28 protein-coding genes, 1 tRNA gene and 5 pseudogenes are annotated in these 25,205 nt (G+C 69.5%); 10 read left to right on the top strand and 24 right to left on the bottom strand.

Annotated features, from left to right (window positions below):
- Position 1 precedes the first annotated feature (1 nt).
- The 3 genes from rpsI to LRS04_RS20515 all read right to left on the bottom strand — a co-directional run bounded on the left by rpsI (position 2) and on the right by LRS04_RS20515 (position 2,164).
- Entirely contained in the window at positions 2-493 is a 492-nt protein-coding gene (rpsI, locus tag LRS04_RS20525) for a 30S ribosomal protein S9 (protein ID WP_257817920.1), read from the bottom strand.
- The gene (rplM, locus tag LRS04_RS20520; protein WP_257819210.1) at positions 493-966 is read right to left on the bottom strand and encodes a 50S ribosomal protein L13; all 474 of its coding nucleotides are present in this window, start codon (positions 964-966) and stop codon (positions 493-495) included. Before rplM ends, rpsI begins: the two co-directional genes overlap by 1 nt.
- Before the next feature lie 166 nt (positions 967-1,132).
- The gene (locus tag LRS04_RS20515) at positions 1,133-2,164 is read right to left on the bottom strand and encodes a COX15/CtaA family protein (protein WP_257817919.1); all 1,032 of its coding nucleotides are present in this window, start codon (positions 2,162-2,164) and stop codon (positions 1,133-1,135) included.
- Positions 2,165-2,260: 96 nt separating this feature from the next.
- On the opposite strand from LRS04_RS20515, the gene LRS04_RS20510 reads away from it, so the two are divergent.
- Positions 2,261-2,464 carry a DUF2842 domain-containing protein gene (locus LRS04_RS20510; RefSeq protein ID WP_257817917.1) on the top strand — a complete coding sequence of 68 codons (204 nt, stop codon included), beginning with the start codon at positions 2,261-2,263 and terminating at the stop codon, positions 2,462-2,464.
- On the opposite strand, the gene LRS04_RS28350 is transcribed toward LRS04_RS20510, so the two are convergent.
- Complete coding sequence (locus tag LRS04_RS28350; protein WP_374577269.1) at positions 2,461-2,850, bottom strand: energy transducer TonB; 390 nt, start codon at positions 2,848-2,850, stop codon at positions 2,461-2,463. The genes LRS04_RS20510 and LRS04_RS28350 overlap by 4 nt on opposite strands.
- A pseudogene (locus LRS04_RS28345) lies at positions 2,810-3,079 on the bottom strand (TonB family protein); the annotation flags it as partial. The gene LRS04_RS28350 and the pseudogene LRS04_RS28345, both read right to left, overlap by 41 nt.
- A 110-nt stretch (positions 3,080-3,189) precedes the next feature.
- Here LRS04_RS28345 and LRS04_RS20505 point away from each other — a divergent pair.
- A tRNA-Pro gene (locus LRS04_RS20505) sits at positions 3,190-3,266 on the top strand.
- Positions 3,267-3,451: 185 nt separating this feature from the next.
- Here the strand turns inward: LRS04_RS20505 and LRS04_RS20500 are convergent.
- The 6 genes and pseudogenes from LRS04_RS20500 to LRS04_RS20475 all read right to left on the bottom strand — a co-directional run bounded on the left by LRS04_RS20500 (position 3,452) and on the right by LRS04_RS20475 (position 7,478).
- Complete coding sequence (locus tag LRS04_RS20500; protein WP_257817916.1) at positions 3,452-3,871, bottom strand: MerR family transcriptional regulator; 420 nt, start codon at positions 3,869-3,871, stop codon at positions 3,452-3,454.
- A 28-nt stretch (positions 3,872-3,899) separates the two neighbouring features.
- The gene (locus tag LRS04_RS20495; protein ID WP_257817915.1) at positions 3,900-4,202 is read right to left on the bottom strand and encodes an integration host factor subunit alpha; all 303 of its coding nucleotides are present in this window, start codon (positions 4,200-4,202) and stop codon (positions 3,900-3,902) included.
- A 103-nt stretch (positions 4,203-4,305) separates the two neighbouring features.
- Positions 4,306-5,286, bottom strand: coding sequence for a beta-ketoacyl-ACP synthase III (locus LRS04_RS20490; RefSeq protein WP_257817914.1), 981 nt, complete (start codon positions 5,284-5,286; stop codon positions 4,306-4,308).
- A pseudogene (plsX, locus tag LRS04_RS20485) lies at positions 5,287-6,311 on the bottom strand (phosphate acyltransferase PlsX).
- A gap of 114 nt (positions 6,312-6,425) precedes the next feature.
- Complete coding sequence (locus LRS04_RS20480) at positions 6,426-6,914, bottom strand: DUF177 domain-containing protein (protein ID WP_257817913.1); 489 nt, start codon at positions 6,912-6,914, stop codon at positions 6,426-6,428.
- 36 nt (positions 6,915-6,950) lie between these two features.
- The gene (locus LRS04_RS20475) at positions 6,951-7,478 is read right to left on the bottom strand and encodes a ubiquinol-cytochrome C chaperone family protein (RefSeq protein ID WP_257817912.1); all 528 of its coding nucleotides are present in this window, start codon (positions 7,476-7,478) and stop codon (positions 6,951-6,953) included.
- A 107-nt stretch (positions 7,479-7,585) separates the two neighbouring features.
- Between LRS04_RS20475 and LRS04_RS20470 the strand changes: the two genes are divergently transcribed.
- Complete coding sequence (locus LRS04_RS20470; RefSeq protein ID WP_257817911.1) at positions 7,586-8,071, top strand: outer membrane protein assembly factor BamE; 486 nt, start codon at positions 7,586-7,588, stop codon at positions 8,069-8,071.
- A 211-nt stretch (positions 8,072-8,282) separates the two neighbouring features.
- Here the strand turns inward: LRS04_RS20470 and LRS04_RS20465 are convergent, their stop codons facing one another.
- Both LRS04_RS20465 and LRS04_RS20460 read right to left on the bottom strand, forming a co-directional pair.
- Positions 8,283-10,406, bottom strand: coding sequence for a sodium-translocating pyrophosphatase (locus tag LRS04_RS20465; protein ID WP_257817910.1), 2,124 nt, complete (start codon positions 10,404-10,406; stop codon positions 8,283-8,285).
- A 108-nt stretch (positions 10,407-10,514) separates the two neighbouring features.
- Entirely contained in the window at positions 10,515-10,937 is a 423-nt protein-coding gene (locus LRS04_RS20460; protein WP_257817909.1) for a hypothetical protein, read from the bottom strand.
- Positions 10,938-11,191: 254 nt separating this feature from the next.
- On the opposite strand from LRS04_RS20460, the gene LRS04_RS20455 reads away from it, so the two are divergent.
- A complete protein-coding gene (locus LRS04_RS20455; protein ID WP_257817907.1) occupies positions 11,192-12,193 on the top strand; it encodes a retroviral-like aspartic protease family protein in 1,002 nt (333 codons plus the stop codon).
- Positions 12,194-12,201: 8 nt separating this feature from the next.
- Here the strand turns inward: LRS04_RS20455 and thiL are convergent, their stop codons facing one another.
- The 7 genes and pseudogenes from thiL to glyA form a co-directional block, all read right to left on the bottom strand.
- A complete protein-coding gene (thiL, locus tag LRS04_RS20450; RefSeq protein WP_257817906.1) occupies positions 12,202-13,149 on the bottom strand; it encodes a thiamine-phosphate kinase in 948 nt (315 codons plus the stop codon).
- Positions 13,136-13,556, bottom strand: a pseudogene (gene nusB, locus LRS04_RS20445) (transcription antitermination factor NusB). Before nusB ends, thiL begins: the two are co-directional and overlap by 14 nt.
- Positions 13,557-13,580: 24 nt before the next feature.
- Positions 13,581-14,039, bottom strand: a complete 459-nt coding sequence (gene ribH, locus LRS04_RS20440; protein WP_257817905.1) for a 6,7-dimethyl-8-ribityllumazine synthase — start codon at positions 14,037-14,039, stop codon at positions 13,581-13,583.
- A 29-nt stretch (positions 14,040-14,068) separates the two neighbouring features.
- The gene (locus LRS04_RS20435; protein ID WP_257817904.1) at positions 14,069-14,659 is read right to left on the bottom strand and encodes a riboflavin synthase; all 591 of its coding nucleotides are present in this window, start codon (positions 14,657-14,659) and stop codon (positions 14,069-14,071) included.
- Positions 14,660-14,825: 166 nt separating this feature from the next.
- Positions 14,826-15,306 (bottom strand): annotated as a pseudogene (locus LRS04_RS20430) (RibD family protein); the annotation flags it as partial.
- Positions 15,307-15,309: 3 nt separating this feature from the next.
- Positions 15,310-15,774: a transcriptional regulator NrdR gene (nrdR, locus tag LRS04_RS20425; protein ID WP_257817903.1), complete on the bottom strand. Its 465-nt coding sequence runs from the start codon at positions 15,772-15,774 to the stop codon at positions 15,310-15,312.
- A gap of 31 nt (positions 15,775-15,805) precedes the next feature.
- Positions 15,806-17,065 carry a serine hydroxymethyltransferase gene (gene glyA, locus LRS04_RS20420; protein WP_308238406.1) on the bottom strand — a complete coding sequence of 420 codons (1,260 nt, stop codon included), beginning with the start codon at positions 17,063-17,065 and terminating at the stop codon, positions 15,806-15,808.
- A 203-nt stretch (positions 17,066-17,268) separates the two neighbouring features.
- Between glyA and LRS04_RS20415 the strand changes: the two genes are divergently transcribed.
- Both LRS04_RS20415 and LRS04_RS20410 read left to right on the top strand, forming a co-directional pair.
- Positions 17,269-17,706 carry a MucR family transcriptional regulator gene (locus LRS04_RS20415; RefSeq protein WP_257817902.1) on the top strand — a complete coding sequence of 146 codons (438 nt, stop codon included), beginning with the start codon at positions 17,269-17,271 and terminating at the stop codon, positions 17,704-17,706.
- Positions 17,703-17,942, top strand: a complete 240-nt coding sequence (locus LRS04_RS20410; RefSeq protein WP_257817901.1) for a hypothetical protein — start codon at positions 17,703-17,705, stop codon at positions 17,940-17,942. Before LRS04_RS20415 ends, LRS04_RS20410 begins: the two co-directional genes overlap by 4 nt.
- Positions 17,943-18,246: 304 nt before the next feature.
- Here LRS04_RS20410 and hemA read toward each other — a convergent pair whose 3' ends face one another.
- Complete coding sequence (hemA, locus tag LRS04_RS20405) at positions 18,247-19,476, bottom strand: 5-aminolevulinate synthase (protein ID WP_257817899.1); 1,230 nt, start codon at positions 19,474-19,476, stop codon at positions 18,247-18,249.
- A 242-nt stretch (positions 19,477-19,718) separates the two neighbouring features.
- Here hemA and LRS04_RS20400 point away from each other — a divergent pair, with 242 nt between their 5' ends.
- A complete protein-coding gene (locus LRS04_RS20400; protein ID WP_257817898.1) occupies positions 19,719-20,075 on the top strand; it encodes a GFA family protein in 357 nt (118 codons plus the stop codon).
- Here LRS04_RS20400 and mmsB read toward each other — a convergent pair.
- The 3 genes and pseudogenes from mmsB to LRS04_RS20385 form a co-directional block, all read right to left on the bottom strand.
- A pseudogene (gene mmsB / locus LRS04_RS20395) lies at positions 20,072-20,961 on the bottom strand (3-hydroxyisobutyrate dehydrogenase). The gene LRS04_RS20400 and the pseudogene mmsB sit on opposite strands and share 4 nt — an antisense overlap.
- A gap of 59 nt (positions 20,962-21,020) precedes the next feature.
- Positions 21,021-22,073 carry an enoyl-CoA hydratase/isomerase family protein gene (locus tag LRS04_RS20390; protein ID WP_257817897.1) on the bottom strand — a complete coding sequence of 351 codons (1,053 nt, stop codon included), beginning with the start codon at positions 22,071-22,073 and terminating at the stop codon, positions 21,021-21,023.
- Positions 22,070-23,209 (bottom strand): isobutyryl-CoA dehydrogenase, encoded by a 1,140-nt coding sequence (locus tag LRS04_RS20385; protein WP_257817896.1) that lies wholly within the window; start codon positions 23,207-23,209, stop codon positions 22,070-22,072. The genes LRS04_RS20390 and LRS04_RS20385 overlap by 4 nt, the downstream gene beginning before the upstream one ends.
- An 86-nt stretch (positions 23,210-23,295) precedes the next feature.
- Between LRS04_RS20385 and LRS04_RS20380 the strand changes: the two genes are divergently transcribed.
- From LRS04_RS20380 to LRS04_RS20370, 3 genes are read left to right on the top strand one after another with little or no spacing between them, the layout of a single operon-like run.
- A complete protein-coding gene (locus LRS04_RS20380) occupies positions 23,296-23,775 on the top strand; it encodes a hypothetical protein (RefSeq protein ID WP_257817895.1) in 480 nt (159 codons plus the stop codon).
- Complete coding sequence (hemB, locus tag LRS04_RS20375; RefSeq protein WP_257817894.1) at positions 23,772-24,788, top strand: porphobilinogen synthase; 1,017 nt, start codon at positions 23,772-23,774, stop codon at positions 24,786-24,788. The genes LRS04_RS20380 and hemB overlap by 4 nt, the downstream gene beginning before the upstream one ends.
- Positions 24,785-25,201, top strand: a complete 417-nt coding sequence (locus LRS04_RS20370; RefSeq protein WP_257817893.1) for an NUDIX domain-containing protein — start codon at positions 24,785-24,787, stop codon at positions 25,199-25,201. Before hemB ends, LRS04_RS20370 begins: the two co-directional genes overlap by 4 nt.
- Positions 25,202-25,205: the final 4 nt, after the last annotated feature.

The raw sequence follows: 25,205 nt of genomic DNA, 5'->3' as shown, positions 1-25,205 counted from the left end.
CTTAGCGCTTCGAGAACTGGAAGCTGCGGCGGGCCTTGGCCTTGCCGTACTTCTTCCGCTCGACGACGCGCGGGTCGCGGGTCAGCAGGCCATGCGGCTTCAGGACGGCGCGCAGGCCGGGCTCGTAGTTGGTGAGCGCCTTGGAGATCGCGTGGCGCACGGCGCCGGCCTGACCGGAGAGGCCCGAGCCTTCCACGGTGCAGATCACGTCGAACTGGCCGGCGCGGTCCGAGAGCTCGAACGGCTGGGCGAGCATCATGCGCAGCACCGGGCGGGCGAAGTAGATCGCCTGGTCGCGGCCGTTGATGGTGATCTGGCCCTTGCCGGGCTTGATCCACACGCGGGCGATGGCGTTCTTCCGCTTGCCGGTCGCGTAGGCGCGGCCCTGGGCGTCGATCTTCGGCTCGCGGACGACGGCGTCCTCGGCCTGGGCGGTGCCCATGCCCTTCAGGGCGTCGAAGCCGGTGGCTTCGGTCGTGTTGGTTTCGCTCATTACGCGCTCCGCACGTTCTTGGCGTTCAGGTCGGCGAACGCGATGGTCTCGGGGTTCTGGGCTTCGTGCGGGTGCTCGCCGGTGTTGTAGATGCGCAGGTGCGTCATCTGCTTGCGGGCCAGCGGGCTTTCCTTCGGGAGCATGCGCTCCACGGCCTTCTCCAGCACGCGCTCGGGGTACTTGCCGCCGAGGATCTGGCCGGCGGTGCGCTGCTTCACGCCGCCCGGGTGGCCGGTGTGCCAGTAGAAGATCTTATCGGTGAGCTTCTTGCCGGTGTACTTCACCTTGTCCGCGTTGATGACGACGACATAGTCGCCGCAGTCGACGTGCGGGGTGTAGTCGGGCCGATGCTTGCCGCGAAGACGCATGGCGATGAACGAAGCCAGGCGGCCGACCACGGCGTCCTGGGCGTCGATCACGATCCACTTCTTCTCGACCTCGGCCGGCTTCAGCGAAGCCGTGGTGCTCTTCAGCATGAGGGTGCGATCCGTCGTAAGTCAGTTAGCGCGGGGCGCGCCCCGACGTGAGGCGCGGCATATGCAGGCGAAGGCCCGCAAAGTCAACACCCCAAGAATCGGCGCGACACGGAAAACTGCAATAGAAACAGAGAGTTGTGTGATGCGGTAAAATGATACCGCGCTAAATGCGCCGCACGCGCCAGGCGAAGGCCACCGAGAGGCCGAGCGTCAGCGCGGCCAGGAGCTGGTGGGCGATCCCGAGCGAGATCGGCACGCGGGCCATCAGGGTGGCGACGCCCAGCAGGGCCTGCAGGACCACGGCGGCGGCGACGCCCGCCGCCAGCAGCCGGGAGTCGGGCGCGAGATAGCTCGACCGCCAGGCCCGCCAGCCCATGACCACGGCGACGACGGTGAGCACATAGGCGAAGATCCGGTGATGGGCCTGCACCGCGCCCTGGCTGTGCGCCAGGGTGCCCCAGAGGCCGGCGCCCAGATAGTCGTCGGGCCACAGACGGCCGGCGAACAGCGGGAAGTCGTTGTAGACCAGGCCCGCGTCGTTGCCGGCGACGAGCGCCCCCAGGAGGATCTGGACGAAGATCAGCCCGGTCAGGAGCAGCGCGCCGCGCCCCCAGGGACTGGGGAGCGTCTGCCGGGCCCAGCCCGCCCAGGCGTCGAGCGCGGTCCAGACGAGCGCCCCCAGCAAGGCGAAGGCCAGGCCCAGGTGGACCATCAACCGCTCGGGCGCCACCGACACCCGCTCGGAAAGGCCGCTCGCCACCATCCACCAGCCGATCGCGCCCTGCAGGCCGCCCAGCAGGAAGATGACGCCCAGGCGCACATAGAGCCGGCTCGGGATCTGCCGGCGGATGGCGAAGACCACGAAGGGGATGAAGAACACTAGGCCGACCACCCGGCCCAGCAGCCGGTGCGACCACTCCCACCAGTAGATGGTCTTGAAGGCGGCCAGGCTCATGCCCTGGTTCACCTGCTGGTACTGCGGGATCTGCCGGTATTCCGCGAACTCGCGCGCCCAGTCGGCGTCGGAGAGCGGCGGGATCGCGCCGGTGACCGGCCGCCATTCGGTGATCGAAAGGCCGGAATCGGTCAGCCGCGTGGCGCCGCCCACAACGATCATGGCCAGCACGAAGGCGGCCACGACGAGGAGCCAGATTGCGACGGCTTGGGACCGGTCGGAACGCAGGAATGAGGTCATGGAGCGGAAATCGCGCCGCTTTCAGGCTGAACTTGGGCGCGGCCCTACCCGGAAACGGAGGTTCCGTCCACGGCTTGGGCCCGATAAGACGCGCCCATGCTCGAAAGCGCCCGCGTCCGCAAGCTGATCGGCCTGGTGGCCATGCTCGCCTTCATCGTCGCCTACGCCGTCCTGGTGGTGACGGTGGGCGAGTTTGTGCCGCGGCACTGGGCGGCCCAGCTCGCCTACTATGTGGTGGCGGGCGTGCTCTGGGGCGTCCCGCTGCTGCCGCTGTTCCGCTGGATGAACGCGGGGCGTTAGCGGGACCGCTTCCGCCGCTTGCTCTGTTCGAACAGGACGCGGAAACGCCACACCCCGTCCGCAGGCGGCTTCACACCAGCCGGTTCCGGCCCGGCGACGATCCAGCCATCCGCCGCCGCCCGGATCGATGCTTCATCGAACCCCCAGCCTGGCGGGCCGGCGGCCACGGCACGGCATTGATCGAGGCGATTGTCGGCAAGGACCCTGCAGTCGATCCGCGCCTCGCCGTCGACCCGCAGGCGCTCGGCGCGCTCGGGGTAGTACGGTCCGATAGGGCCGAGCGACGCCCACTGCCCCGGCTTCCGGGAAGGCCACCTCGCGCATGACGCGAGGCAACTGGAAGCGGATCGGGATGACGGTCTCGAAACCCTCGGCGCGGGGCGCATAGCGGAACTTCGGCGCCAGCTGGAGGACGGCCTCGGCAAAGCCGAAGTCGCGCGGGTCTTCGGAGTCCGCCCGGCAATTGTGCAGCATGCCGTCCGGCTGGACCGAGCACCTCAGAACGGCGCGCCCCTCGACCTCGGATCGCTGGGCTTCCACCGGATAAACCCTGGCGACGTCCTCGGCTGTGGGCTTCTCGACGAGTACAGGTTTGGGCGGTTGGGCAGCGGCCATCGTCGGCGCACCGAGAAGGGCGGCGAGCGCAACCGGAACGCGCCGCGCGAAATTAGCGTTTGCCGCCATCCGAGAACTCGCTAGAAGACCCGCCTCGCCGACCGGCCTCGCGGAGCGTAGCGCAGCCTGGTAGCGCACTTGACTGGGGGTCAAGGGGTCGCAGGTTCGAATCCTGTCGCTCCGACCATCGGCCGGCGGCGAGATATTCCTTTCTTCCACAGCCTCGTCCCTCCTCCTCGGGGGAGAATGGACCGCGCGTCAGCGCGGGACGGGTGGGGGTCTGTGGGCCGGGCCCGGCGGTCGGGCTTGAACGCGACCTCCCCACCCTGATCGCTACGCGATCTGTCCCTCCCCTGAAGGGGAGGGATGGCTTCAGTGCTTCAGCAGCCCGTCGAGGCGGGCCTTGACCGCTTCCAGCTCGGAGAGGGTGGCGACCAGGCGCGCGCGGGCGACGGGGTCGAGGTCAGGATGAGCCAGAACGGGCGCCTCGGCGTCCTCGGGCGCAGGCGGGGCCACGCCCTCCCCCTCGCCGGCCGCGACGAGCCGGCGGACGCCCTGCTCGCGGTGCAGGCGCTGGACGCCCTTGATGGTGTAGCCTTCGTCGTGGAGCAGGCGGCGCACGCCGCGCAACACGTCGATGTCGTGGGGGCGGTAGAACCGGCGCCCGCCGGCCCGCTTCATGGGCCGGATGAAGGAGAACTTGGTCTCCCAGAACCGCAGAACGTGCTGAGGCACATGGAGCTCGTCAGCCGCCTCGGAGATCGTCCGAAAGGCTTCCGGGCCCTTGGCCATGGCCTACGCGGTCCTCACCGCAGCATCCTCACCGCGAGAGGGCGCGGTCCACCCGCGCCTTCATCACCTGGGACGCGCGGAAGCCGATCACGCGGCGCGGCTCGATCGCCGCCGGCTCTCCGGTCTTGGGATTGCGGCCCATGCGGGCGCGCTTGGCCCGGACCTGGAACACGCCGAAGCCCGACAGCTTGACCTGCTCGCCCTTCTCCAGGGCGACGGCCATGAGCTCGAGCACGCGCTCCACCAGTTCGCTGCAATCCTGACGTGTGAGGCCCACCTCTTCGTGAACCGACTCGCAAAGGTCGGCTCGCGTCACCGTCGCGCCCTTCATCGTCGCCCCGTTCCCCGCAGCGATGCTGTTCATCTCCCCTTGATAGTCTTGTCAGGTCAAGGACTTCAAGGGCCAGATTGGCGGAGGTGGTTAAGGAATGCGGCTAAAGCCGCACCACGCAGGCGCCCCAGGTCAGTCCGCCGCCCATGGCCTCCAGCAGCAGGAGGTGTCCAGGTTGTATCCGCCCGTCCTCCACCGCCGCATTCATGGCGAGCGGAATCGAGGCGGCCGAGGTGTTGGCGTGGTGCATCACCGTGGTGACCACCTTGTCCTCGTCGATGCCGCAGCGGTGGGCGACGCCCTGCAGGATGCGCAGGTTCGCCTGGTGGGGGATGAACCAGTCGACGGCGGCGACGTCGATGCCGGCATCGGCCGCGGCGGAATTGATCGCCTCGGAGATGTTGACCACGGCGTGGCGGAACACCTGGTTGCCCTGCATCCGCAGGTGGCCGATGCGGCCGTCGGTGGAGGCGCCGCCGTCCACATAGAGCAGGTCCTGCTTGGTCCCGTCGCAGCGCAGGGCGAAGCCGATCAGGCCGCGGTCGTCGGCGGTCCCCTCGCCTTCCATGGGCTCGACCACGACCGCGCCAGCGCCGTCGCCGAACAGCACGCAGGTGCCGCGGTCGTTCCAGTCCATCAGGCGGGTCATGGCGTCGGCGCCGATCACCAGGGCGCATTTCGAGCGGCCGCGGGCGACGAAGCCGTCGGCGACCGACAGCGCATAGACGAAGCCCGAGCACACCGCCTGGACGTCGAAGGCGATGCCCACCGGGCAGCCCAGCTTGCGCTGGACGATCGCGGCGGTGGCCGGGAAGGTCAGGTCGGGCGTGGTGGTGGCGACGATGATCAGGTCGACGTCGTCGGGGGTCTTGCCGGCGCGCTCCAGCGCCACCCGGGCGGCGGCCACGGCCAGGTCGGAGACCGGCTCGTCGTCGCGGACCTTGTGGCGCTGCTGGATGCCGGTCCGCTCCCGGATCCACTCGTCGGAGGTGTCGACGAACTTGGCCAGGTCGTCGTTGGAGACCACCTGCTCGGGCAGGTAGCCGCCGACGGCGGTCACGACGCTACGCAGGACCTTCGGCACTCAGGAGGCTCCATCCGAGGCTGGATCCGGACTCGCTTCGGCGAGCGCGGCGGGCAGCCGGGTCATATTCCGTTCGATCTCGGCGGCGAAGTCGCTTTGCGCCAGATCGGCTGCGACACGAAGCGCCTCGGCCACGTCGCGGGGGCCCGCGCCGCCATGGCACTTCAGGACGATGCCGTTGAGGCCCAGCAGCGGGGCGGCCCCCGGCGGGCTCAGGCGGTCGCGGAACTTCTTCAGCGCGCCCTGGGCGACCAGGGCGCCGGCCGTGGCCAGCGGGCTGGAGGTCAGCGAGCTCTTGAGCTCGCTGCCGACGAAGCGGGCGACGCCCTCCATGGCCTTGAGCGCCACATTGCCGGTGAAGCCGTCGGTGACGACCACGTCGACGACGCCCTTGGTGATGTCGTCGCCCTCGACGAAGCCGCGGTAGTCGAGGTCGAGACCGCCCTCGCGCAGGACGCGGTGGGCCTCACGGACCTCGCCGTGGCCCTTCATGTCCTCGGACCCGACGTTGAGGACGCCGACCCTCGGCTTGGCGACCTTGTGGACGGCGCGGTGATAGGCTTCGCCCATGATGGCGAACTCGACGAGGCGCTCGGCGTCGCAGTCGACGTTGGCGCCCACGTCGAGGAAGGTGGTGACGCCCGTGGGCGTCGGGATGCCGGCGACCAGCGCCGGGCGGTCCAGGTCGGCGCTCATCCGCAGGATCAGCTTGAGATCGCCATCAGGGCGCCGGTGTTGCCGCAGGAGACGGCGCCCACGGCCTCACCCTCGCGGACCGACTCCACGGCGTTCCACATGGACGTGCCCTTGGACCGGCGAAGCGCCTGGGCCGGCTTCTCGTCCATGCCGACCACGCGCTCGGCGTGACGGACCTCGACACGGTCGGCGAGGCCCTTGCAGCGGGACATCTCGGCGCGGATCGCCGCCTCGTCGCCGTGCAACAGGATGCGGGCGTGCGGCGGGAGCTTGGCCATGGCCTGGGCGACGCCGGGTATCACCACGGACGGGCCGTGGTCTCCGCCCATGGCGTCGATCGAGATCACCAGAGATCGAGGTCAAATAACCGTGGGTCCTTGGGCCGGCCGGAATCGTTGCGAACGATACTGCCCAGCGTTCCTGCGTTGCAAACCGGGTTCGTCTTAGCCCTTGGGTTCTTTCAAGTTCTTCAACACTGCGAAGGGGGATTCCTCCGCCGCCGGCGGCGAGTATTCGAACTCCGCGCCCGGCTTCCTGGGGAACGGGTCGATCTCCAGGCTCAGGTGCTCCACCACATAGGCCGCCACGTCCACCGCGTCGCCCGGAAAGACATCGGGCGGATCGGGGGCGTCGGGATCGAGCTCCATCTCCTCGTCGGTTTCCTGGCCGGCGTTCGGACTGCCCTTCGGCACCGCGCGAACGTCGATCTCGCCTTCCACCGGCTGTTCGAACGGATCGAGCGAGACCGAGCAGATCTGCTCGACCACCGCCTGGAACCGCCCGGTGATCTCCGCGCCGTCCAGCCAGGGCTTCACGGTCACCCGGGCGATCAGGGCGGGCACGCTCTGGAGCTTCAGCTCCTTCGCGATCGCGGCGCGCTGGACCTCGTCGGGCGCGAGATCCAGGGGTGACCGGACCGCGCGCCAGTTCATGCAGGCGGACGGTCTTCGTCCAGTCGGCGGCGGCCATCAGACCGGCCCCCACTGGACCTGGGCCTTCAGCAGAGCCTCGAGCGGCTGGGCGGCGAGGGCCTGGCGCTGGGCGGCGGCGTAGCCGGCCATGGCCGGCGCGTTGGCGGCGTCACCCTCGGCATAGAGCGTGCGGCCGATCAGCGCCTCCAGCTCCTCGGCGTCGGGCAGCTTCTCCAGGGCCGCATGGTAGGCCTTCACCCGGCCGTAGAAGGCCTCGCCCAGCTTGCGCATCTTCTTGCCCACCGAAAGGTCGCCGACCCCCATCTCGCGCAGGGCGTCGTCCAGCGATTTGGTGAAGGCGTCGAAGAGGGCCTGGGACACCTCAGCCGCCTCACGGCCCTGCTGGTGCAGCCGGTCGATGAGCAGGATCACGTGCAGGCTGTAGGCCTCGAACCGGCCCTCGACCGTGTCGGGCACCCCGAGGCGCGCGTAGAGCTCCGGCGAGCGGGCCTGGGCGACCGCCGACTGGTAGAGCGCCTTCCCCGTTTCGCGGGCCGGTCGTGGTCTGAACAGGCGCTGGAGCATGCGCGGCCTCGATTTCGCCCCAGGGGCGCGGCTAAAGCAGCCGTTGAACTAGTGGGCGGCGACGGATAGGTCAAAGCCTCGAACAAGCAATGGGTCCTGAACCGCACATGTTTCGCCGCGCCGCATTCGCCGCCGTCGCCCTCGGTCTGATGACCACGGCCGGCTGCGCGCCCATTACCAGCTACTCCGGGTTCCAGGCCATCGAATCGGATCCGAAGGACGTGGCGGTCGGCACGGACACCAAGTCGACGGTGCGCGCCAAGCTGGGCTCGCCGTCCGCGACCTCGACCTTCGACCCGAACGTCTGGTTCTACATGAACCAGGTGAAGCAGCGTGTGGCCTTCCGCAAGCCGCAGGTCACCGCCCGCAACGTCACGGCCATCACCTTCAACAAGGACAGTGAGCTCGTCGAGAGCGTGAACGCCTACACGCTGAAGGACGGCAAGGTCATCGCCTTCAACGGCCGGGAGACGCCGACCCGCGGCCGCGAGCTGACCGTGCTGGAACAGCTCCTCGGCACCGTGGGCCGCGGCGGGATGCTGCCGCGCGACGACGAGGGCGTGCCGGGCACCCGCCCTGGCGACCGGAACTGATCTTATCCCTCCCCTTCATGGGGAGGGTGGACGGCGCGGAGCGCCGGACGGGTGGGGCGCCCACGATCATCCCCGCCGTCACCGCTTGAAGCACACTTCCCCACCCTGGCCGCTGCGGCCTGTCCCTCCCCATGAAGGGGAGGGATAAGAAAAAGAAAACGCCCCGGAGATCGCTCTCCGGGGCGTCGCCTTTTCAGGCTGAAGGCTCGATCTAGCCGACCGCGCCGTGGGCCAGGACCGCCAGAAGCAGCAGGGCCACGATGTTGGTGATCTTGATCATCGGGTTCACGGCGGGGCCCGCCGTGTCCTTGTAGGGGTCGCCGACGGTGTCGCCGGTGACCGCCGCCTTGTGGGCCTCGGACCCCTTGCCGCCGAAGTGACCTTCCTCGATCAGCTTCTTGGCGTTGTCCCAGGCGCCGCCGCCCGACGTCATCGAGATGGCCACGAAGAGGCCGGTGACGATGACACCCATGAGCATGGCGCCGAGCGCCGCGAAGGCGTCGACCTTGCCGGCGATGGCGTTGATCAGGAAGAACAGCGCCACCGGCGAGACCACCGGCAGCAGCGACGGGACGATCATCTCCTTGATCGCCGCCGAGGTGAGGATGCCCACGGCGCGGCCGTACTCGGGCTTCACCTCGCCGGTCATGATGCCGGGGTTCTCGCGGAACTGGCGGCGGACCTCCTCGACGACCGACTCGGCCGCCCGGCCCACGGCGGTCATGGACATCCCGCCGAACAGGAAGGGCAGCAGCCCCCCGAACAGCAGGCCCACGACGACGTACGGGTTGGAGAGGTCGAAGGCCACGGCGCCCAGGCCCTCGAAGAAGGAGCCCGGCTCGGCGTTGGCGGCGAAGAACTTCAGGTCCTCGGTGTAGGCGGCGAAGAGCACCAGGGCGCCCAGGCCGGCCGAACCGATCGCATAGCCCTTGGTCACCGCCTTGGTGGTGTTGCCCACGGCGTCGAGCGCGTCGGTGGTCACGCGGACCTCCGGCGGCAGGCCGGCCATCTCGGCGATGCCGCCGGCGTTGTCGGTCACCGGGCCGAAGGCGTCGAGGGCGACGATGAAGCCGGCCAGCGACAGCATGGCGGTCGTGGCGATGGCGATGCCGAACAGGCCCGCGAGGCCATAGGTGACGATGATGCCGGCGATGATCACCAGGGCCGGCGCCGCGGTCGATTCCAGGCTCATGGCGAGGCCCTGGATGACGTTGGTGCCATGGCCGGAGACCGACGCCTTGGCCACCGACTTCACCGGGCGGAAGCCGGTGCCGGTGTAGTACTCGGTGATCACCACGATGGCGGCGGTCACCGCGAGGCCCGCGAGGCCGCAGTAGAAGAGCTCGGTGGCGCCGAAGGTCTTAGCGCCCACGGTCATGGTGGTGGTCACGAGGTTGTTCACCACCCACCAGATCGCGCCGATCGAAAGCACTCCGGTGACGATCAGGCCCTGGTAGAGCGCGCCCATGATGTTGTTGGACTTGCCCAGGCGCACGGCGAAGGTGCCGATGATCGAGGTGACGATGCAGACGCCGCAGATGGCGAGCGGCAGGAGCATCATGTTCTCCACCTCCGGCAGGCCGCGGAAGAAGATCGCGCCCAGCACCATGGTGGCGACGGTGGTCACCGCGTAGGTCTCGAACAGGTCGGCGGCCATGCCGGCGCAGTCGCCGACGTTGTCGCCCACGTTGTCGGCGATGGTGGCGGCGTTGCGCGGGTCATCTTCCGGAATGCCGGCCTCGACCTTGCCCACCATGTCGCCGCCCACGTCGGCGCCCTTGGTGAAGATGCCGCCGCCCAGACGCGCGAAGATCGAGATCAGCGAGGCGCCGAAGCCGAGGGCCACGAGGCTGTCGACCACGTCGCGGCTGGTGCTGTCGTACCCCAGCGAGCCGGTCAGGACCGCGTAGTAGCCGGCGACGCCGATCAGGGCGAAGCCCGCCACCAGCATGCCGGTGATGGCGCCGGACCGGAACGCCAGGGACAGGCCCTTGGCGAGGCTTTCCGAGGCCGCCTGGGCGGTGCGGACGTTGGCCCGGACCGAGATCAGCATGCCGGCGAAGCCGGCGAGGCCGGACAGGACGGCGCCGATCAGGAAGCCGACGGCGGCGAGCGGGCCGATCAGCAACCAGACAGCGATCAGGATGACCACGCCGACGATGGCGATGGCGGTGTATTGCTTGCGGAGATAGGCCTGCGCGCCTTCCTGGATGGCGGCGGCGATCTCCTGCATGCGCGCGCTGCCGGCCGAAGCCTTCAGCAGCGAGGCTGTCTGCACGACGCCATAGATGACGGCGAGCAGGCCGGCGATGATCACCAGCGTAAGCGTACTCATGTGTAGCGCACCCCTTTGCGATTGCGCGGAGGGGACCCAGCGACGTCTCTGGTCCAGCGACGCCGGTGCTCTCCCAACCCGTGTTTCCCCTTGATCGGAACGCGTCTTCTAAGCGGCGCTCCTGAACAGACGGCGGGACACTGCCAAGGAATAGTCGGGTGCGCAACGGCTGGCGAAGCGCGGGTCGGCGACCGGCGTCAGACGCGGGGGGCGGCGGGCCGCAGGGGGACGCGGGGCCGTGGCCCGCCCGCGCGGCGCCTGCGAGGTCACGGCCACCGACTGGATGACGCCCGGGCCAGCGATCCGCTGGGCCTCGCGCGTCAGAGCCGCGGTCAGCCTGGCGGTGTCGATCTTCTGGTAGTCGCCCTTCAGGGTGAAGGGCGTGCGGTGGCCGGCGCGGACGAGGGCGTCGCGGAAGAACGGCTCCCTGGCGCGCCACTGGGCAGTGTTGGCGCTGCCGGTCAGGTTGATGCGCACATAGACGAAGACGTAGTTCACCAGGCGCCCCTCGGCCACGATGGGCAGGCCCACCGGCGCGAGGTCGACATACTGGCCGACGTCCGTCTTCGGCTCCTTCTTCTCCCCCGCCCCCCGGCGGCGGCGGCCGGAGCGCCGATCACGGCGAGAGGGGCGACCAGGAGGGCGACGATAAGGGCGCGGCGGATCATCCCGCCACCCTGACGCAATATGGTTTCCGTCCGGTTGAAACGAGCGGGGCCTTAAGGTGACCCTCCCGTAGAACGGTGATATCTTCACCGCAACGACACAAAGGGAGGATTGCGGGCGTGTCCCCCACCAGACGCCAGGCCGCCACGGGCTTGTTCGCCGCGGCCGGCGCGGCCCTGCTGCCGGGCAGGGTGCGGGCCGAGCCGCAGCCTGTCGTCGAGGCCTCGGACGATCCGAGCGCTCCCCCGGTCAGCCTGGACGTCCAGGAAAGCAAGAACGAACACCTGCTCGCTCCGGTGACCATCAACGGCCAGGGTCCCTACCACTTCCTGCTGGACACGGGGGCCAACGCGTCCTGCGTCTCGGCGCGGCTGATGAACGACCTGCTGCTGCCGCCCGGGCCGCCGACACGGGTGCACACGGTGGTCGGCGTGAAGACGCGCCCAAGCGTGATGATCGACCGGCTGACGGTGGGCGCGCGCAACCGGCGGCGGGTGCGGGCGCCTGCCCTTCCGATCCGCGGTGCGGACGTCGACGGCGTCCTGGGCATCGACTGGCTCAAGGGCCAGCGGCTGACCATGGATTTCAAGGCATCCTCGATCGCCATCACCTCCAGCCGGCCGGATCGGCCGAGCGAGGGCACGGTCGTCGTGCCGGCCCGGCGGCGCCTCGGACAACTGACCATCGTCGACGCCGACCTGAGCGGCGAGAGGATCAGCGCGATGATCGATTCGGGCGCGCACGTGAGCCTGTGCAACGCGCCGCTGCGCGACCTGGTCATGGCCGCCGAGATCCGCCGCGGGCGCTCCGAGCCGCCGATGGCCGTCGAGCTGGAGAGCCTGGCCGGCGAACGGTTCGAGGGGCAGCTGTTCTTCCTGCCGTTCCTAAGGCTGGGCGGGCTGCACCTGGGCAATGTGGCGGTAGTCTACGCCGACATGCACGTGTTCAAGATCTGGGGCCTGAAGGACGCCCCGGCCCTGGTGCTGGGCATGGACCTGCTGAAGCAGTTCGACGCCGTGGCGCTGGACTTCGGCCGCTCGCAGGTCCGTTTCGACATGAGCGAGCCGAAGCGGCTGGCCGACATGGGGCGGTTCGGCGCAGGGACGAGGATCAGGGTCTAGCCGGGCCCTCAGATATGCCGCCAGCCCCCGTGGCCGGGGTCGATGAAGCGGCCGCCCATCCGCACCGAGATCCCCTCGCCCACCGAGACCTCGCCGACGACGGTGAAGCCCGGCGGCTTCGGCGCCGTGGCGGGCATGGTGCAGACGACCTCGTAGTCGTCGCCGCCGGCGGCGAGCCGCACGAGCGCGGTGGTCGGGTCGGGCTGGGCCTCCAGCCAGGTGGCGGCGGCGCGCGAGAGCGGCATGCGCTCCAGATCGACGGTCAGGCGGACGCCGCTGGCCCGGGCGATATGGCGGGCATCGGCCACCAGGCCGTCGGAGACGTCGGCGGCGGCGGTGGCGTGGCGGCGCAGGACATCGCGAACGTCGAGGCGCGGCTGGGGGAGCTGGTAGCGGAAGACGAGGTCGCCCTCGGGGTCCTCCAGCTCGCCGCGGACCGCGGCCAGCCCCAGGACCCCGTCGCCGATCGTGCCGGTGACGAGGACGAGGTCGCCCGGCTTCGCCCCCTTGCGGCGGACCATCTGGCCCGCCGGGACCCAGCCCAGCGCCGTCAGGCTGACGAACAGCGGCCCCGTCGTGGCGACGGTGTCGCCGCCCAGCAGGTCCACCCCGAACGACTCGAGGTCCGAGGCCAGGCCCTTGGAGAAGCGTTCGCGATCACGGGCCTCGAAACCGGTGGGCCAGCCGACCGCCAGGAAACAGCCGAACGGCTCGGCGGCCTTGGCGGCGAGATCGGAGAGGTTCACCCGCAGGAGCTTGCGGGCGACGAGGTCGGGCGCCTCGCCGTGCGGGAAATGCACGCCCTCGACGAGGACGTCCTTGGTGATGACCAGGTCGTATCCCGGCCGGCCCGGCAGGACCGCAGCGTCGTCGAGGAGATCGAGGGCCGCCGCCGCCCCGTGGGTCAGCGGGCGGAAGAGGCGCTCGATCTCGCCGAACTCGTCAGCGCCGGACATCCTGGGCCACCGCGTCCAGCGCCCCGTTGACGAAGCCGGGCTCCGGTCCCTCGAAGAAGGACTTCGCCAGCTCCACGTACTCGTCGATCACCACCTCGGTGGGCACATCGGTGCGGTGGGGAAAGCTCATAGGCGCCGGCCCGGAGCATCGCGCGCACCGTCGCGTCGAGGCGCTCCAGCCGCCAGCCAGTGGCCAGCCGTTTGGCGATGGCGGCGTCCACCGCCTTCTGCTCGGCGACGACCCCGCGCACGAGATCGCCGAAGAAGGCCTCGTCGGCGCCGGCGAGGGCCATGTCCTCGATGTCCCGGTCGAAGCGGTGGTCGGCGAACTCCCGGATGACCGCTTCGGCGCCCGCGGAGGAGACCTCCATCTGGTAGAGCGCCTGGACGGCGGCGAGACGGGCCACGGAGCGGGCCTGACGGGGGTGCGGTCATCGCCGGCCGCCCAGGAGCTGCTGGCGAAGCTCGACCATGGTCAGGCAGGCGCGCGCCGCGCCGCCGCCCTTGTCGCCCTCGCTGATCCGGGCCCGGGCCCAGGCCTGGTCCTCGTCCTCGGTGGTCAGGATGCCGTTGCCGATGGCGAGCCCCTTGCGGACGGTGAGGTCCATGATGCCGCGGGCGCTCTCATTGGAGACGATCTCGAAGTGATAGGTCTCGCCGCGGATCACCGTACCCAGCGCCACATAGCCGTCGTAGCGCACGCCCTTGTCGCCGCCCTCCTCGGCGATGGCGATGGCGCCCGGGATCTCCAGGGCCCCGGGGACGGTGACGACGTCGTACGCCGCGCCGAACGCCTTCAGCGCGTCAGCGGCGCCCTCGAGCAGGGCGTCGGCGAGATCGTCGTAGAAGCGCGCCTCCACGATCAGGATGCGGATCGGCTCGTCGCTCATGAGGGTCCTTCGAGAGTTGAAGCGACCCTTTAGGCCGTTTCGCGCCAGCGGGCGAGATAGCGCGCCAGCATATCGATCTCGAGATTGACCCGGGAACCCGGTTTCAGGCGGCCGAGCGTGGTCACGTCCCAGGTGTGCGGGATCAGGTTCACGCCGAAGACGTCGTCCTCGACCTCGTTGACCGTGAGGGACACGCCTTCCATGGCGATCGAGCCCTTGGGCGCGATGTAGCGGTGCAGCGGCCGGGGCACGCGGACCTGTATGCGGTGTGAGCCGCCCTCCTCCGCCACCGAGATCACCTCGCCGACGCCGTCCACGTGGCCGGAGACGATGTGGCCGCCGAGTTCGTCGCCGACCCGGGCCGCGCGCTCCAGGTTTACCGGATGGCCCTCGGCCCAGTCGCCGAGCGTGGTCTTGTCGAGGGTCTCGCCGGAGACCTCCACGGCGAACCAGCCTTCACCCTTCTCCACGACCGTCAGGCAGCAGCCGGCGTGGGAGATCGAGGCGCCGATGTCGACGGTCGAGAGGTCGAAGGCGGTCTCCACCTCGTAGCGGCGGTCGCGGTTGGTCTGGCGCACGCTGCGGACGCGGCCCACGTCGGTGACGATGCCGGTGAACATCTAGATCCTTTCGTAGCGTTCCCAGAGGTCGGGGCCGACCTCGCGGACCTCGACGCGCCGGAAATGGGGGCGCGTCGGCGAGGCCCGCAATGGCCAGGGCGCCCACGCCGGGACGCCCCTCCCCGCCGATCACGATGGGCGCGCGGAACCATTCGATGGCGTCGACCAGACCGCAGCGCAGGAAGCTGCCGGCCACCTGGCCGCCGCCCTCGACGAACAGGCGGTGCAGGCCTTCGGTGGCGAGCGTCTCGACCACGGTCTTCAGCTCAGGCCTGTCCTCGCCGACGGCGGGGACGGTGAGGACCCGCACGCCCAGCTCCACCAAGCCCGGATCGGGCGCCGTCGTGGCGACGATGTAGGTGGGAATGTCCCGGGCCGTGCGGACCAGCCTGCAATCGGGACTTAGGCGCTGGCGGCTGTCCAGCACCACGCGGGCCGGCTGGGGGGCCGTTGTAGCCGGGCGTGCGGACGGTGAGTTCGGGATCGTCGGCCAGGGCCGTCTCGGCGCCCACCAGGACGGCGTCGTGCTCGGCGCGCAGGCGGTGGACGGCTTCGCGGGCCGCCTCGCCGGTGATCCAGCGGCTCTCGCCCGCGGCTGTGGCGATGCGTCCGTCGAGGGACGTGGCGAGCTTCAGCGTGACGGACACCGCCTAGGCGTCCTGTTCGCTCAGGCCTTCCTCGCCGAGGAACTTGGCGAAGTCGCCGGTCTCTCGGAAGTCGCGATAGACCGAGGCGTAGCGGACGTAGGCCACGTCATCGAGCTGCTTGAGCTGCTTCATGACCAGCTCGCCGATGGTGGAGGACGGCAGCTCCGTCTCGCCCATGCTCTCGAGCTGGCGGACGATGGTGGAGATCATCCGCTCCACCCGATCCGGCTCGATGGGCCGCTTGCGGATGGCGATGGCGATGGAACGCGCCAGCTTGTCGCGGTCGAAGGGCGTGCGCCGCCCCGACCGCTTCATGATGGTGATCTCGCGAAGCTGGACACGCTCGAACGTCGTGAAGCGGCCAGCGCACTCCGGGCACAGCCGGCGACGGCGGATCGCCGCCCCGTCTTCCGACGGTCGGCTGTCCTTCACCTGGGTCTCGTCGTGGCCGCAGAACGGGCAGCGCATATTTAGCCCCCTTGGCGGCTATCTACCCCTATTAGGAGTAGATGGGGAAGCGGCGCGTCAAGGCAACGACTTCCGAACGCACCTTCTGCTCGACGGCCGTGTTGTCGCCGCCCTGGGAGAGGCCATCCAGGACCTCGCCGATCCACGCGCCGACCTGACGGAACTCGCCCGGTCCGAAGCCGCGGCTGGTGCCGGCCGGCGAGCCGACGCGCAGGCCGGAGGTCTGCATCGGCGGCAGGGGGTCGCCGGGGATCGAGTTCTTGTTGGTGGTGATGCCGGCGCGCTCCAGCGCGATCTCGGCGTCGGCGCCCGAGACCTTCTTCGGCGTGAGATCGACCAGCATCAGGTGGCTGTCGGTGCCGTTGGAGACGATCTTGAACCCGGCCTGCTGCAGGCTGTCGGCCAGCGCCCGGGCGTTGTCGATGACCTGGCGGGCATAGAGCTTGAACTCGGGCCGCAGGGCCTCGCCGAAGGCCACGGCCTTGGCGGCGATCACATGCATCAGCGGGCCGCCCTGGAGCCCCGGGAAGACCGCGCTGTCGATCTTCTTCGCGAGCTTCTTGTCGTTGGTCATGACCATGCCGCCGCGGGGGCCGCGCAGGGTCTTGTGCGTGGTGGTGGTGACCACGTGGGCGTGGGGGAACGGGTTCGGATAGACCCCGGCGGCGACCAGGCCCGCATAGTGGGCGATATCGCACATCAGGATCGCTTCCACGCTGTCGGCGATCTCGCGGAAGCGGGCGAAGTCGATCTGGCGCGAATAGGCCGAGCCGCCGGCGATGATCACCTTCGGCCTGTGCTCGAGGGCGACGGCCGCGGCCTCGTCGTAGTCGATCAGGTGGTCCTGGGTCCGCACGCCGTAGGCCACGGGGGAGAACCACTTGCCCGACTGGTTGACGCTCTTGCCGTGCGTCAGGTGACCGCCGTGGTCGAGGTTCATCCCCATGAATGTGTCGCCGGGCTTCATGGTGGCCATGAACACCGCCTGGTTCGCCTGGCTGCCGGAGTGCGGCTGGACGTTCACGTACTCGCAGCCGAACAGCCGCTTCGCCCGCTCGATGGCCAGGGTCTCGGCCTCGTCGACCACCTCGCACCCGCCGTAGTAGCGTTTGCCGGGGTAGCCCTCGGCGTACTTGTTGGTGAGCACCGAGCCCTGCGCGTCCAGCACCGCCTTGGAGACGATGTTCTCCGACGCGATCAGCTCGATCTGCTCCTGCTGGCGCACGAGCTCCTTGCCGAGGATGGCGGCGATCTCGGGGTCGCCGGCCTCCACGCCTTGGGTGAAGAACAGATCGTTGGCGGCTTGCGGAGCGTGCACGTTCAAGGGCGGCGCCTTTCGAGCGGGAGAATCCAGGGCGGGCGGAGCCGCTGTTTACTCCGAACGCCGTCGCGTTCCAACGCCCGGAACCAAGTGGGGCTTTCGACGTTGTGGCCTAACCCGGGGTGCACAAGCGATGCAGCCCGGGCGTTCAGCGTGAGAAAAAGGGGGACTTGATGAGCGTCGGACCCGACCCCGACAGCCGTCCGGGCGAGGAATTGCTGCGTCTCGGCGCAGGCATTGTCTCGGCCTATGTCAGCCGGAACGCGGTCGCCGCCGAGGCGGTGCCGGACATCATCCGGTCGGTGCACCAGACCCTCGAGGGCCTGAGCCGCGGCACCACGGCGCCGCCGCAGCCCGAGGAGAGGCCCAAGCCGGCCGTTCCGATCGGCCGTTCGGTGCAGCACGACTACATCGTCTGTCTGGAGGACGGGAAGCGGCTCAAGATGCTGAAGCGCTACCTGCGCTCACGCTACAACATGAGCCCCGACGACTACCGTCGCCGGTGGGGCCTGCAGCCGGACTATCCGATGGTGGCGCCGGCTTACGCCGCCCGTCGCTCCGATTTCGCCAAGCAGATCGGCCTTGGCCGCGGGGTCCGGAGACGCAAGTGAGGCGTTCCGCCACCGACGTTCGCACCTTCGGTCCCACGAGCTACGAGGTCCTCGACGAGGACCTCGCCACTCTGGGCGAGGTGGTGATCTGGTCGGTGAGCCCCCTGCCGCCGGCGCTCGGCGAGCTTTTCACCATCGAGAGCGAGGGCGCCGTCCACGAGGTGGCGGTGTCGGAACTGACCACCTTCGAGGGCGGCTGGTCCGCCCGCTGCCGCACGGTCGCCTGGTCGATCTGACGCGACGCGCCCGACCCAAACTGGGCCTCTGGATTTCCCCTGGCGGTTGAACCCCGCGCCGGAAGCGCTATTTCACCCTCCGCATCGGCAGAGCCGGTCTGGGTTCTCAGTGAGTATGGCGACCGCCTGATCAACGGTCCCGCCCAGCAGACGCCGCCGAGCCAGCCAGAACAGCGCGCAGCGGTGTAGGAGCCGCCTTGTCCCCTCCCCGGGATGCCGCCTGTTCTGGCCAAGGCTCCCCAGCCCCCTAACGAAAACGGCGCACCAAGGTGCGCCGCCCGTGTCGCCGTCGATGGAGGCGGCCTTACGCCGCCACGCCGCCGACGCGCTTGATGTTGCAGTGGACCCAGAGGCTCTCGAGGGCCTGGGCCAGCTTGTCCATCATCTCGTCCGTGTGGGCCGGCGACGGCGTGAAGCGCAGGCGCTCGGTGCCCCGGGGCACGGTCGGGTAGTTGATCGGCTGGACGTAGATGCCGAAGTCTTCGAGCAGGATGTCCGAGATCATCTTGCAGTGGACCGGGTCGCCGACCAGGACGGGCACGATGTGGCTGACGCTCGGCATCACCGGCAGGCCGGCCTTGGAGAGACGGGCCTTCAGGGTCGCGGCGCGCTCCTGGTGGGCCTCGCGGACCTCGTTGTGCTCCTTGAGGTAGCGGATCGAGGCCACGGCGCCCGCGGCCAGGGCCGGGGGCAGCGAGGTGGTGAAAATGAAGCCGTCGGCGTAGCTGCGGATGGCGTCGACGATCACCGCGTCGGCGGCGATGTAGCCGCCCATGACGCCGAACGCCTTGCCCAGCGTGCCCTCGATGATGTCGATCTCGGCCATCAGGCCGTCGCGCTCGGCGACGCCCGCGCCGCGGGGGCCGTACATGCCGACCGCGTGGACCTCGTCGATATAGGTCATGGCGCCGTACTTCCGGGCGAGCGCCACGGTGCCGGCGATGTCGGCGATGTCGCCGTCCATGGAATAGACGCTCTCGAAGGCGATCAGCTTCGGCGCGGCGGGATCCGCCTCGGCCAGCAGTTCCTCGAGGTGGACCAGGTCGTTGTGCCGGAAGACGCGGCGCTGCTCGCGCTTGCCGGCGCGGATGCCGCTGATCATCGAATTGTGGTTCAGCTCGTCCGAGAAGACGATCAGGCCCGGCAGAATCTTGTAGAGCGTCGAGAGCGAGGCCTCGTTCGAGACGTAGCCCGAGGTGAACAGCAGCGCGGCTTCCTTGCCGTGCAGGTCGGCCAGCTCGTGCTCCAGCTCCACATGGTAGTGGGTCGTGCCGGAGATGTTGCGGGTGCCGCCCGAGCCGGCGCCGGCCTCCTCGATCGCCTTGTGCATCGCGTCGAGCACGACGGCATTCTGGCCCTGGCCGAGGTAGTCGTTGGAGCACCAGACCGTGACGTCGCTCTGGCTGCCGTCCTCGCGCGTCCAGGTGGCGCGCGGGAAGGCGCCGCGGTGGCGCTTGAGGTCGGCGAAGACCCGGTAACGGCCTTCGGCGTGGACCCTTTGGAGGGCGGTGCGGAACGCGTCTCTGTAATCCATCGACTTGAAATCCCAGACGACGCCCTATCCTGCGCCCCTGGTCCCCTTGAATCTAGCCCGCGCTTTTCTCACCGCGTGGCGGCCATGTCTAGGCCAACGGCCCCCGGCGGGCCTTGACCTGCGTCAACAGGCGCGCCGGATACGTGAACGGCGATATCGTGACGGGTCCGGACGGTTCAAGGCGTTGACTTCGCGCCCGGGGCGCGGCGGTCTGTCCCGCCCGGGACGAGCGGAGGGCCATCATGCGCGGAAGCTGCCATTGCGGGGGGGTGGCCTACACCCTCGACGAGACGCCGACCGAGGCCATCGAGTGCAACTGCTCGATCTGCCGCCGGCGCGGCAGCATCCTGGCCTTCGTGAAGCCGGAGGTCTTTCATCTGGAGACGTCGAGGGACGGCCTCACGGTCTACACCTGGAACAAGCACGCCATCCGGCACCAGTTCTGCAGCACGTGCGGGTGCGCGCCGTTCGCCGAGGGCCAGGGGCGGGGTGGGCCGATGGTGGCGATCAACCTACGCTGCGCCGAGGACCTCGACCTGGCGACCGTGAAGGTCACGCCCTTCGACGGGGCGCACAGGATCCCCGGTCCGGCGGATTAGTGGACTGAGCGGCCTCGGAGCATCTCCAGGATGGCCGAGAAGTCCTTCTGGCCGCCGCCCAGGCGGTCGAAGAGGGCATAAAGCCCCTCGGCGGCGGCGCCCAGAGGGGTCGAGGCCCCGGCCTTGGCGGCGGCTTCCTGGGCCAGCTTGAGGTCCTTCAGCATCATCGCGGTGGCGAAGCCGCCCTCGTAGTTTCGGTTCGACGGCGCGCTGGGCACAGGGCCCGGCCACGGGCAGTAGCTGGTCAGGCTCCAGCATTGGCCCGAGGACTGCGAGCTGATCTCGTGGAACTTCGCGGGATCGAGGCCGAGCTGCTCGGCCAGCGCCAGGGCCTCGCAGACCCCGATCATCGAGATGCCGAGCACCATGTTGTTGCAGATCTTCGCGGCCTGCCCCGCGCCGTGGTCGCCGGCTCGGAAGACCACGCGGGCCATGGGGCCGATGGCCTGCTCCACCTCGGCGTAGTCGGCCTCGTCGCAGCCCACCATGAAGGCCAGCGTGCCGGCGTCGGCCGCCGCCGTGCCCCCGACACAGGCGCGTCGGCGAAGCGGAAGCCCGCGGCCCTGGCCTGTCCGGCGACGGCCCGGGCGCTCTCCACGTCGATGGTCGAGCAGTCGATCAGCAGGGCGCCGGCCCGGGCGTTCGGGAACACCTGCTCGGCATAGACCGCGCGGACATGCGGGCCGGCCGGCAGCATGGTGATCACCACATCGGCGTCGGCGACCGCGGCGGCGACGGAGCCCGCCGCCGCACAGCCGGCGGCGACGGCCTTCTCCACGGCCGCCGGCGAGAGGTCGAAGGCGCTCACGGCCCGTCCGCCCTTCGCCTGGTTGGCGGCCATGCCGCCGCCCATATTGCCGAGGCCGATGAACGCGATACGGGTCATGTTTGTGACATTCTTTCTGTGACTTGCCGGGATATTCTCAGAAGGTTCGAAGTCGCCGTTCAGGGTAGAGGCGTCCACTCCTGATCGGGAGGCAGCGGCGCGAAGATCTCGTCCAGCATCTCGTCCGTGACGCCCTCCACGGTCGCCGGGCTCCACTTGGGCTGGTTGTCCTTCTCGACGATGACGGCGCGGACGCCCTCGATGAAGTCGTGCTTCTGCACGACGCGGGCGCCGATCCGGTACTCCATGGCCATGTTGTCGGCGAAGGCCTGCATCTGGCCGCCAAGCTGCAGTTGCCGGAAGGCCACCTTCAGGGTCTGAGGCGACTTGGTCGCCAGCACCTTGAGCTGTTCGGCCGCCCAGTCGCTGGTCTCGCGCTCCAGCGCCGCGAAGATGGTCTCCACGTCCTCGTGGCCGAAGATCCTGTCGATCTCGTCCTGGTGTGCGGCCAGCGGCGGGCGGCCGGCGTCGGCCTCCAGTTCGGTGAGCACGGTTTCCGCGGCGGCCGGATCGGCGATGATCCCGGCTTTCAGACGCTCCACGTCCTTGCTCTCGACGTAGTCGGTGGCGACGCCGACCAGTTCGCAGTCGGCGGCCTTGATCCGCGCGCCGGTCAGCGCGAGCCAGAGCCCGATGTGGCCCGGCATCCTGGGCAGATACCAGCCGCCGCCGACGTCGGGGAAGAGGCCGATGCCGGTCTCCGGCATGGCGAAGGTGGTCCGCTCGGTGGCCACCCGGAACCGGCAGGGACGGGAGAGCCCCACGCCCCCGCCCATGGTGACGCCGTCCATCACGGCGACAGTGTGCTTCGGATAGTGGAAGAGGAGGTGGTTCAGCCGGTATTCGGTATGGAAGAACTCGCGGGCCGCGGCCCCGTCCCCCGCCCCGCTCTCGGCCAGCATGCGGATGTCGCCGCCGGCGCAGAACCCGCGCTCGCCGGAATGGTCGAGCAGGACCAGCTTGACGCCCGGATCGGCGCGCCAGGCGACGAGCGCCTCGATCATCAGCCGGCACATGTCGGTGGTCAGCGCGTGCAACGCCTTCGGCCGGTTCAGCGTGATGCGGCCGACCTGGCCCTCGACGCGGGTGATGACTTCCGGTTCTTCGCTCATTGGCGCAGCAGCTCCCGGGCGGTGATCACCCGCATGATTTCGTTGGTGCCTTCGAGGATCTGATGGACCCGCAGGTCCCGGACGATCCGTTCCAGCGGGAAGTCGCGCAGGTAGCCGTAGCCGCCGTGGAGCTGGAGGGCCTGGTTGGCGACTTCGAAGCCGGCGTCGGTGGCGAAGCGCTTGGCCATGGCGCAGTACTGGGTCGCTTTCGGGTCGCGCCGGTCGAGCGCATCGGCGGCGCGGCGGACCATCAGGCGGGCGGCCTCAAGCTCGGTGGCCATGTCGGCGAGCCGCCACTGCAGGCCCTGGAAGTCCTTCAGCGCCTGGCCGAACTGCTGGCGGCTGGCGAGGTACTCGGTGGCGGTGTCGAGCGCGAGCTGGGCGCCGCCGAGGCTGCAGGAGGCGATATTGATCCGGCCGCCGTCGAGGCCGGCCATGGCGAAGCGGAAGCCCTCGCCCTCCTGGCCGATGCGGTTCTCCTCCGGGACGCGGCAGTCGTCGAAGTTCACCTGGGCGGTGGGCTGGGCGTTCCAGCCCATCTTCTTCTCCTGCGCCCCGAAGGAGAGGCCGGGCGCGTCCTTCTCGACCACGAAGGCCGAGATCCCCTTCGGTCCGGGGCCGCCGGTGCGGGCCATGACCACGTAGACGTCCGAGGTCCCCGCCCCCGAGATGAAGGCCTTGGAGCCGTTCAGGACATATTCGCCGCCGTCCAGCCGCGCCGAGGTCTTCAGGGCCGCCGCGTCCGAACCGGAACCAGGCTCGGTCAGGCAGTAGGAGGCGATCAGCTCCATGGTCGTGAGGCGCGGCAGATACTTGGTCCGGAGCGCGTCCGAGCCGAACCGGTCGATCATCCAGGCGGCCATGTTGTGGATGGAGATGAAGGCCGCCACAGAGACGTCGCCGTAGCTGAGCTGTTCGAAGACGATGGACGCGTCGAGTCGCGAAAGGCCCGAGCCGCCGACGTCCTCAGCCACGTAGAGACCGCCGAATCCGAGGGCCGCAGCCTCGCGTAGAGTCTCGACGGGGAAGATCTTCTCCTCGTCCCAGCGGGCGGAATGGGGAGCGAGCTCCGCTGCGGCAAAGGCGCGCGCGGCGTCCTCGATCGCCCTCTGATCGTCGGTGAGGCTGAAGTCCATGATGTCGGGGTCTGATTGACGGGATTGAGCAATTCGCGCCAGTGGCGCACCCTGTCAACTTCGACGGTTGGCTTTGGGGGGCCAGCATGACGACCGACACACTCGCCGGGGGCGCGGGCGATAATTCGCAGAACCTGGCGATGTTGGGTTATGCGCTGCTGTTCGCGTCGATCTTCTTCGCCGGCTTCCCGGCCCTGATCGCCGTGGTCATCGCCTATTCGCAGCGGGGCTCGTCCGGCGCGCTGATCGGAAGCCATTTCGCCTTCCAGATCCGTATCTTCTGGGTCGCCTTCGCGCTCAGCCTGGCGGCCGCGGCCTGCGGCCTGGCAGGCGTGATCGGTGGGCTGGGCGAGGTGGTGAGCATGGCGGAGATCACCGGCCTCGATCACCTGGAAACCATCCGCGTCCAGTTCCAGGACTTCACCATCGGGACCAAGGTGATCGCGCTGATCGCGCTCGCCCTGCTGCTCACCTTCCTCTCCAGCCTCTGGTTGCTCTGCGCGCCTGCCGTGGGCTTCATCCGGCTTGCATCCGAACGGGGTATGGGCGACAGCGCGCGTCCATGAGCCTGCCGCCGCTTTCCGCCTACCCTGCCCTGCGTCTTCGCCGCCTGCGCCAGGCCGACTGGGTGCGCCGGCTGGTGCGCGAGACAGTGCTGACGCCCGCCGACCTGATCTGGTCGATGGTGGTGCACGAGGGCGAGGGCGAGGTCCCGGTGGGCTCCATGCCGGGTGTGGCCCGGCTTTCCGTGAAGCAGTGCGCCGAGGCCGCGAAGCAGGCGAAGGCGTTAGGCATTCCGGCCATCGCCGTCTTCCCGCACATCGACGGGGCCAAGAAGGACGCCGCGGGCTCGCTGGCCGCCGATCCGAACGGCCTGGTCTGCAACGCCGTGAAGGCCATGAAGGACGCCGCGCCCGAGGTCGGCATCATGTGCGACGTGGCGCTGGACCCCTTCACCGACCACGGTCACGACGGACTGATCGAGGGCGGCAGGATTCTCAACGACGCCACCATCGAGGCCCTGGTCGCCCAGGCCCTGGTTCAGGCCCAGGCCGGCTGCGATATCCTCGCGCCCTCCGACATGATGGACGGCCGCGTGGGCGCGCTGCGCACCGCCCTGGAGGCCGAGGGCCTGCAGGACGTGATGATCATGTCCTATGCGGCCAAGTACGCCTCAGCCTTCTACGGGCCCTACCGCGAGGCGATCGGGTCCGGGAAGCTCGGCACGGGCTCGGTGGATAACCCGGGCGACAAGAAGACCTACCAGATGGACCCGGCGAACACCGAGGAGGCGCTGCGCGAGGTGGCCCTCGACATCGCCGAGGGCGCCGACATGGTGATGGTGAAGCCCGGGATGCCCTACCTCGACATCGTCCAGCGGGTCTCCGAGACCTTCAAGCTGCCGACCTTCGCGTTCCAGGTCTCCGGCGAGTACGCCATGCTGATGGCGGCGGCGCAGAACGGCTGGATCGACGAGGAGCGCGCCATCCTGGAAAGCCTGGGGGCTTTCAAGCGGGCCGGCGCGGCCGGGATCGTCACCTACTTCGCGCCCCGCGCGGCGCGCCTGCTGGGCGCGTGAAGGTCGAGGTCGTCGGCGCGGTCATCCGCGACGGCGGCGGGCGGCTGCTGCTGGTCCGCAAGGCGGGCACGACGCGCTTCATGCTGCCCGGCGGCAAGCGCGAGCCGGGCGAAGACGACCTGACGGCGCTGGCGCGCGAGCTTGCCGAGGAACTGGGCGTGCGGCTGGTCTCGGCCGAGCCGCTGGGCGTGTTCGAGGCCGCGGCCGCCAACGAGCCCGGCGCGCGGGTGCGGTCGCACCCGTATGCGGTGACGGTGACCGGCGAGATCGCCGCCGCGGCCGAGATCGCCGAGGTGCGCTGGGTGGATATCGGGGCGCCGGGCGTCCAGCTCGCGCCACTGCTCAGCGAACAGATCCTGCCGGCGCTCGCGCCACAATCCGCTTATCCCGGCGAAAGCCGGGACGAGCGGTAGAAAG

Source organism: Phenylobacterium sp. J367 (assembly GCF_024699985.1).
Taxonomy (GTDB): Bacteria; Pseudomonadota; Alphaproteobacteria; order Caulobacterales; family Caulobacteraceae; genus Phenylobacterium.
This window is presented reverse-complemented; position numbering and strand designations above follow the sequence as displayed.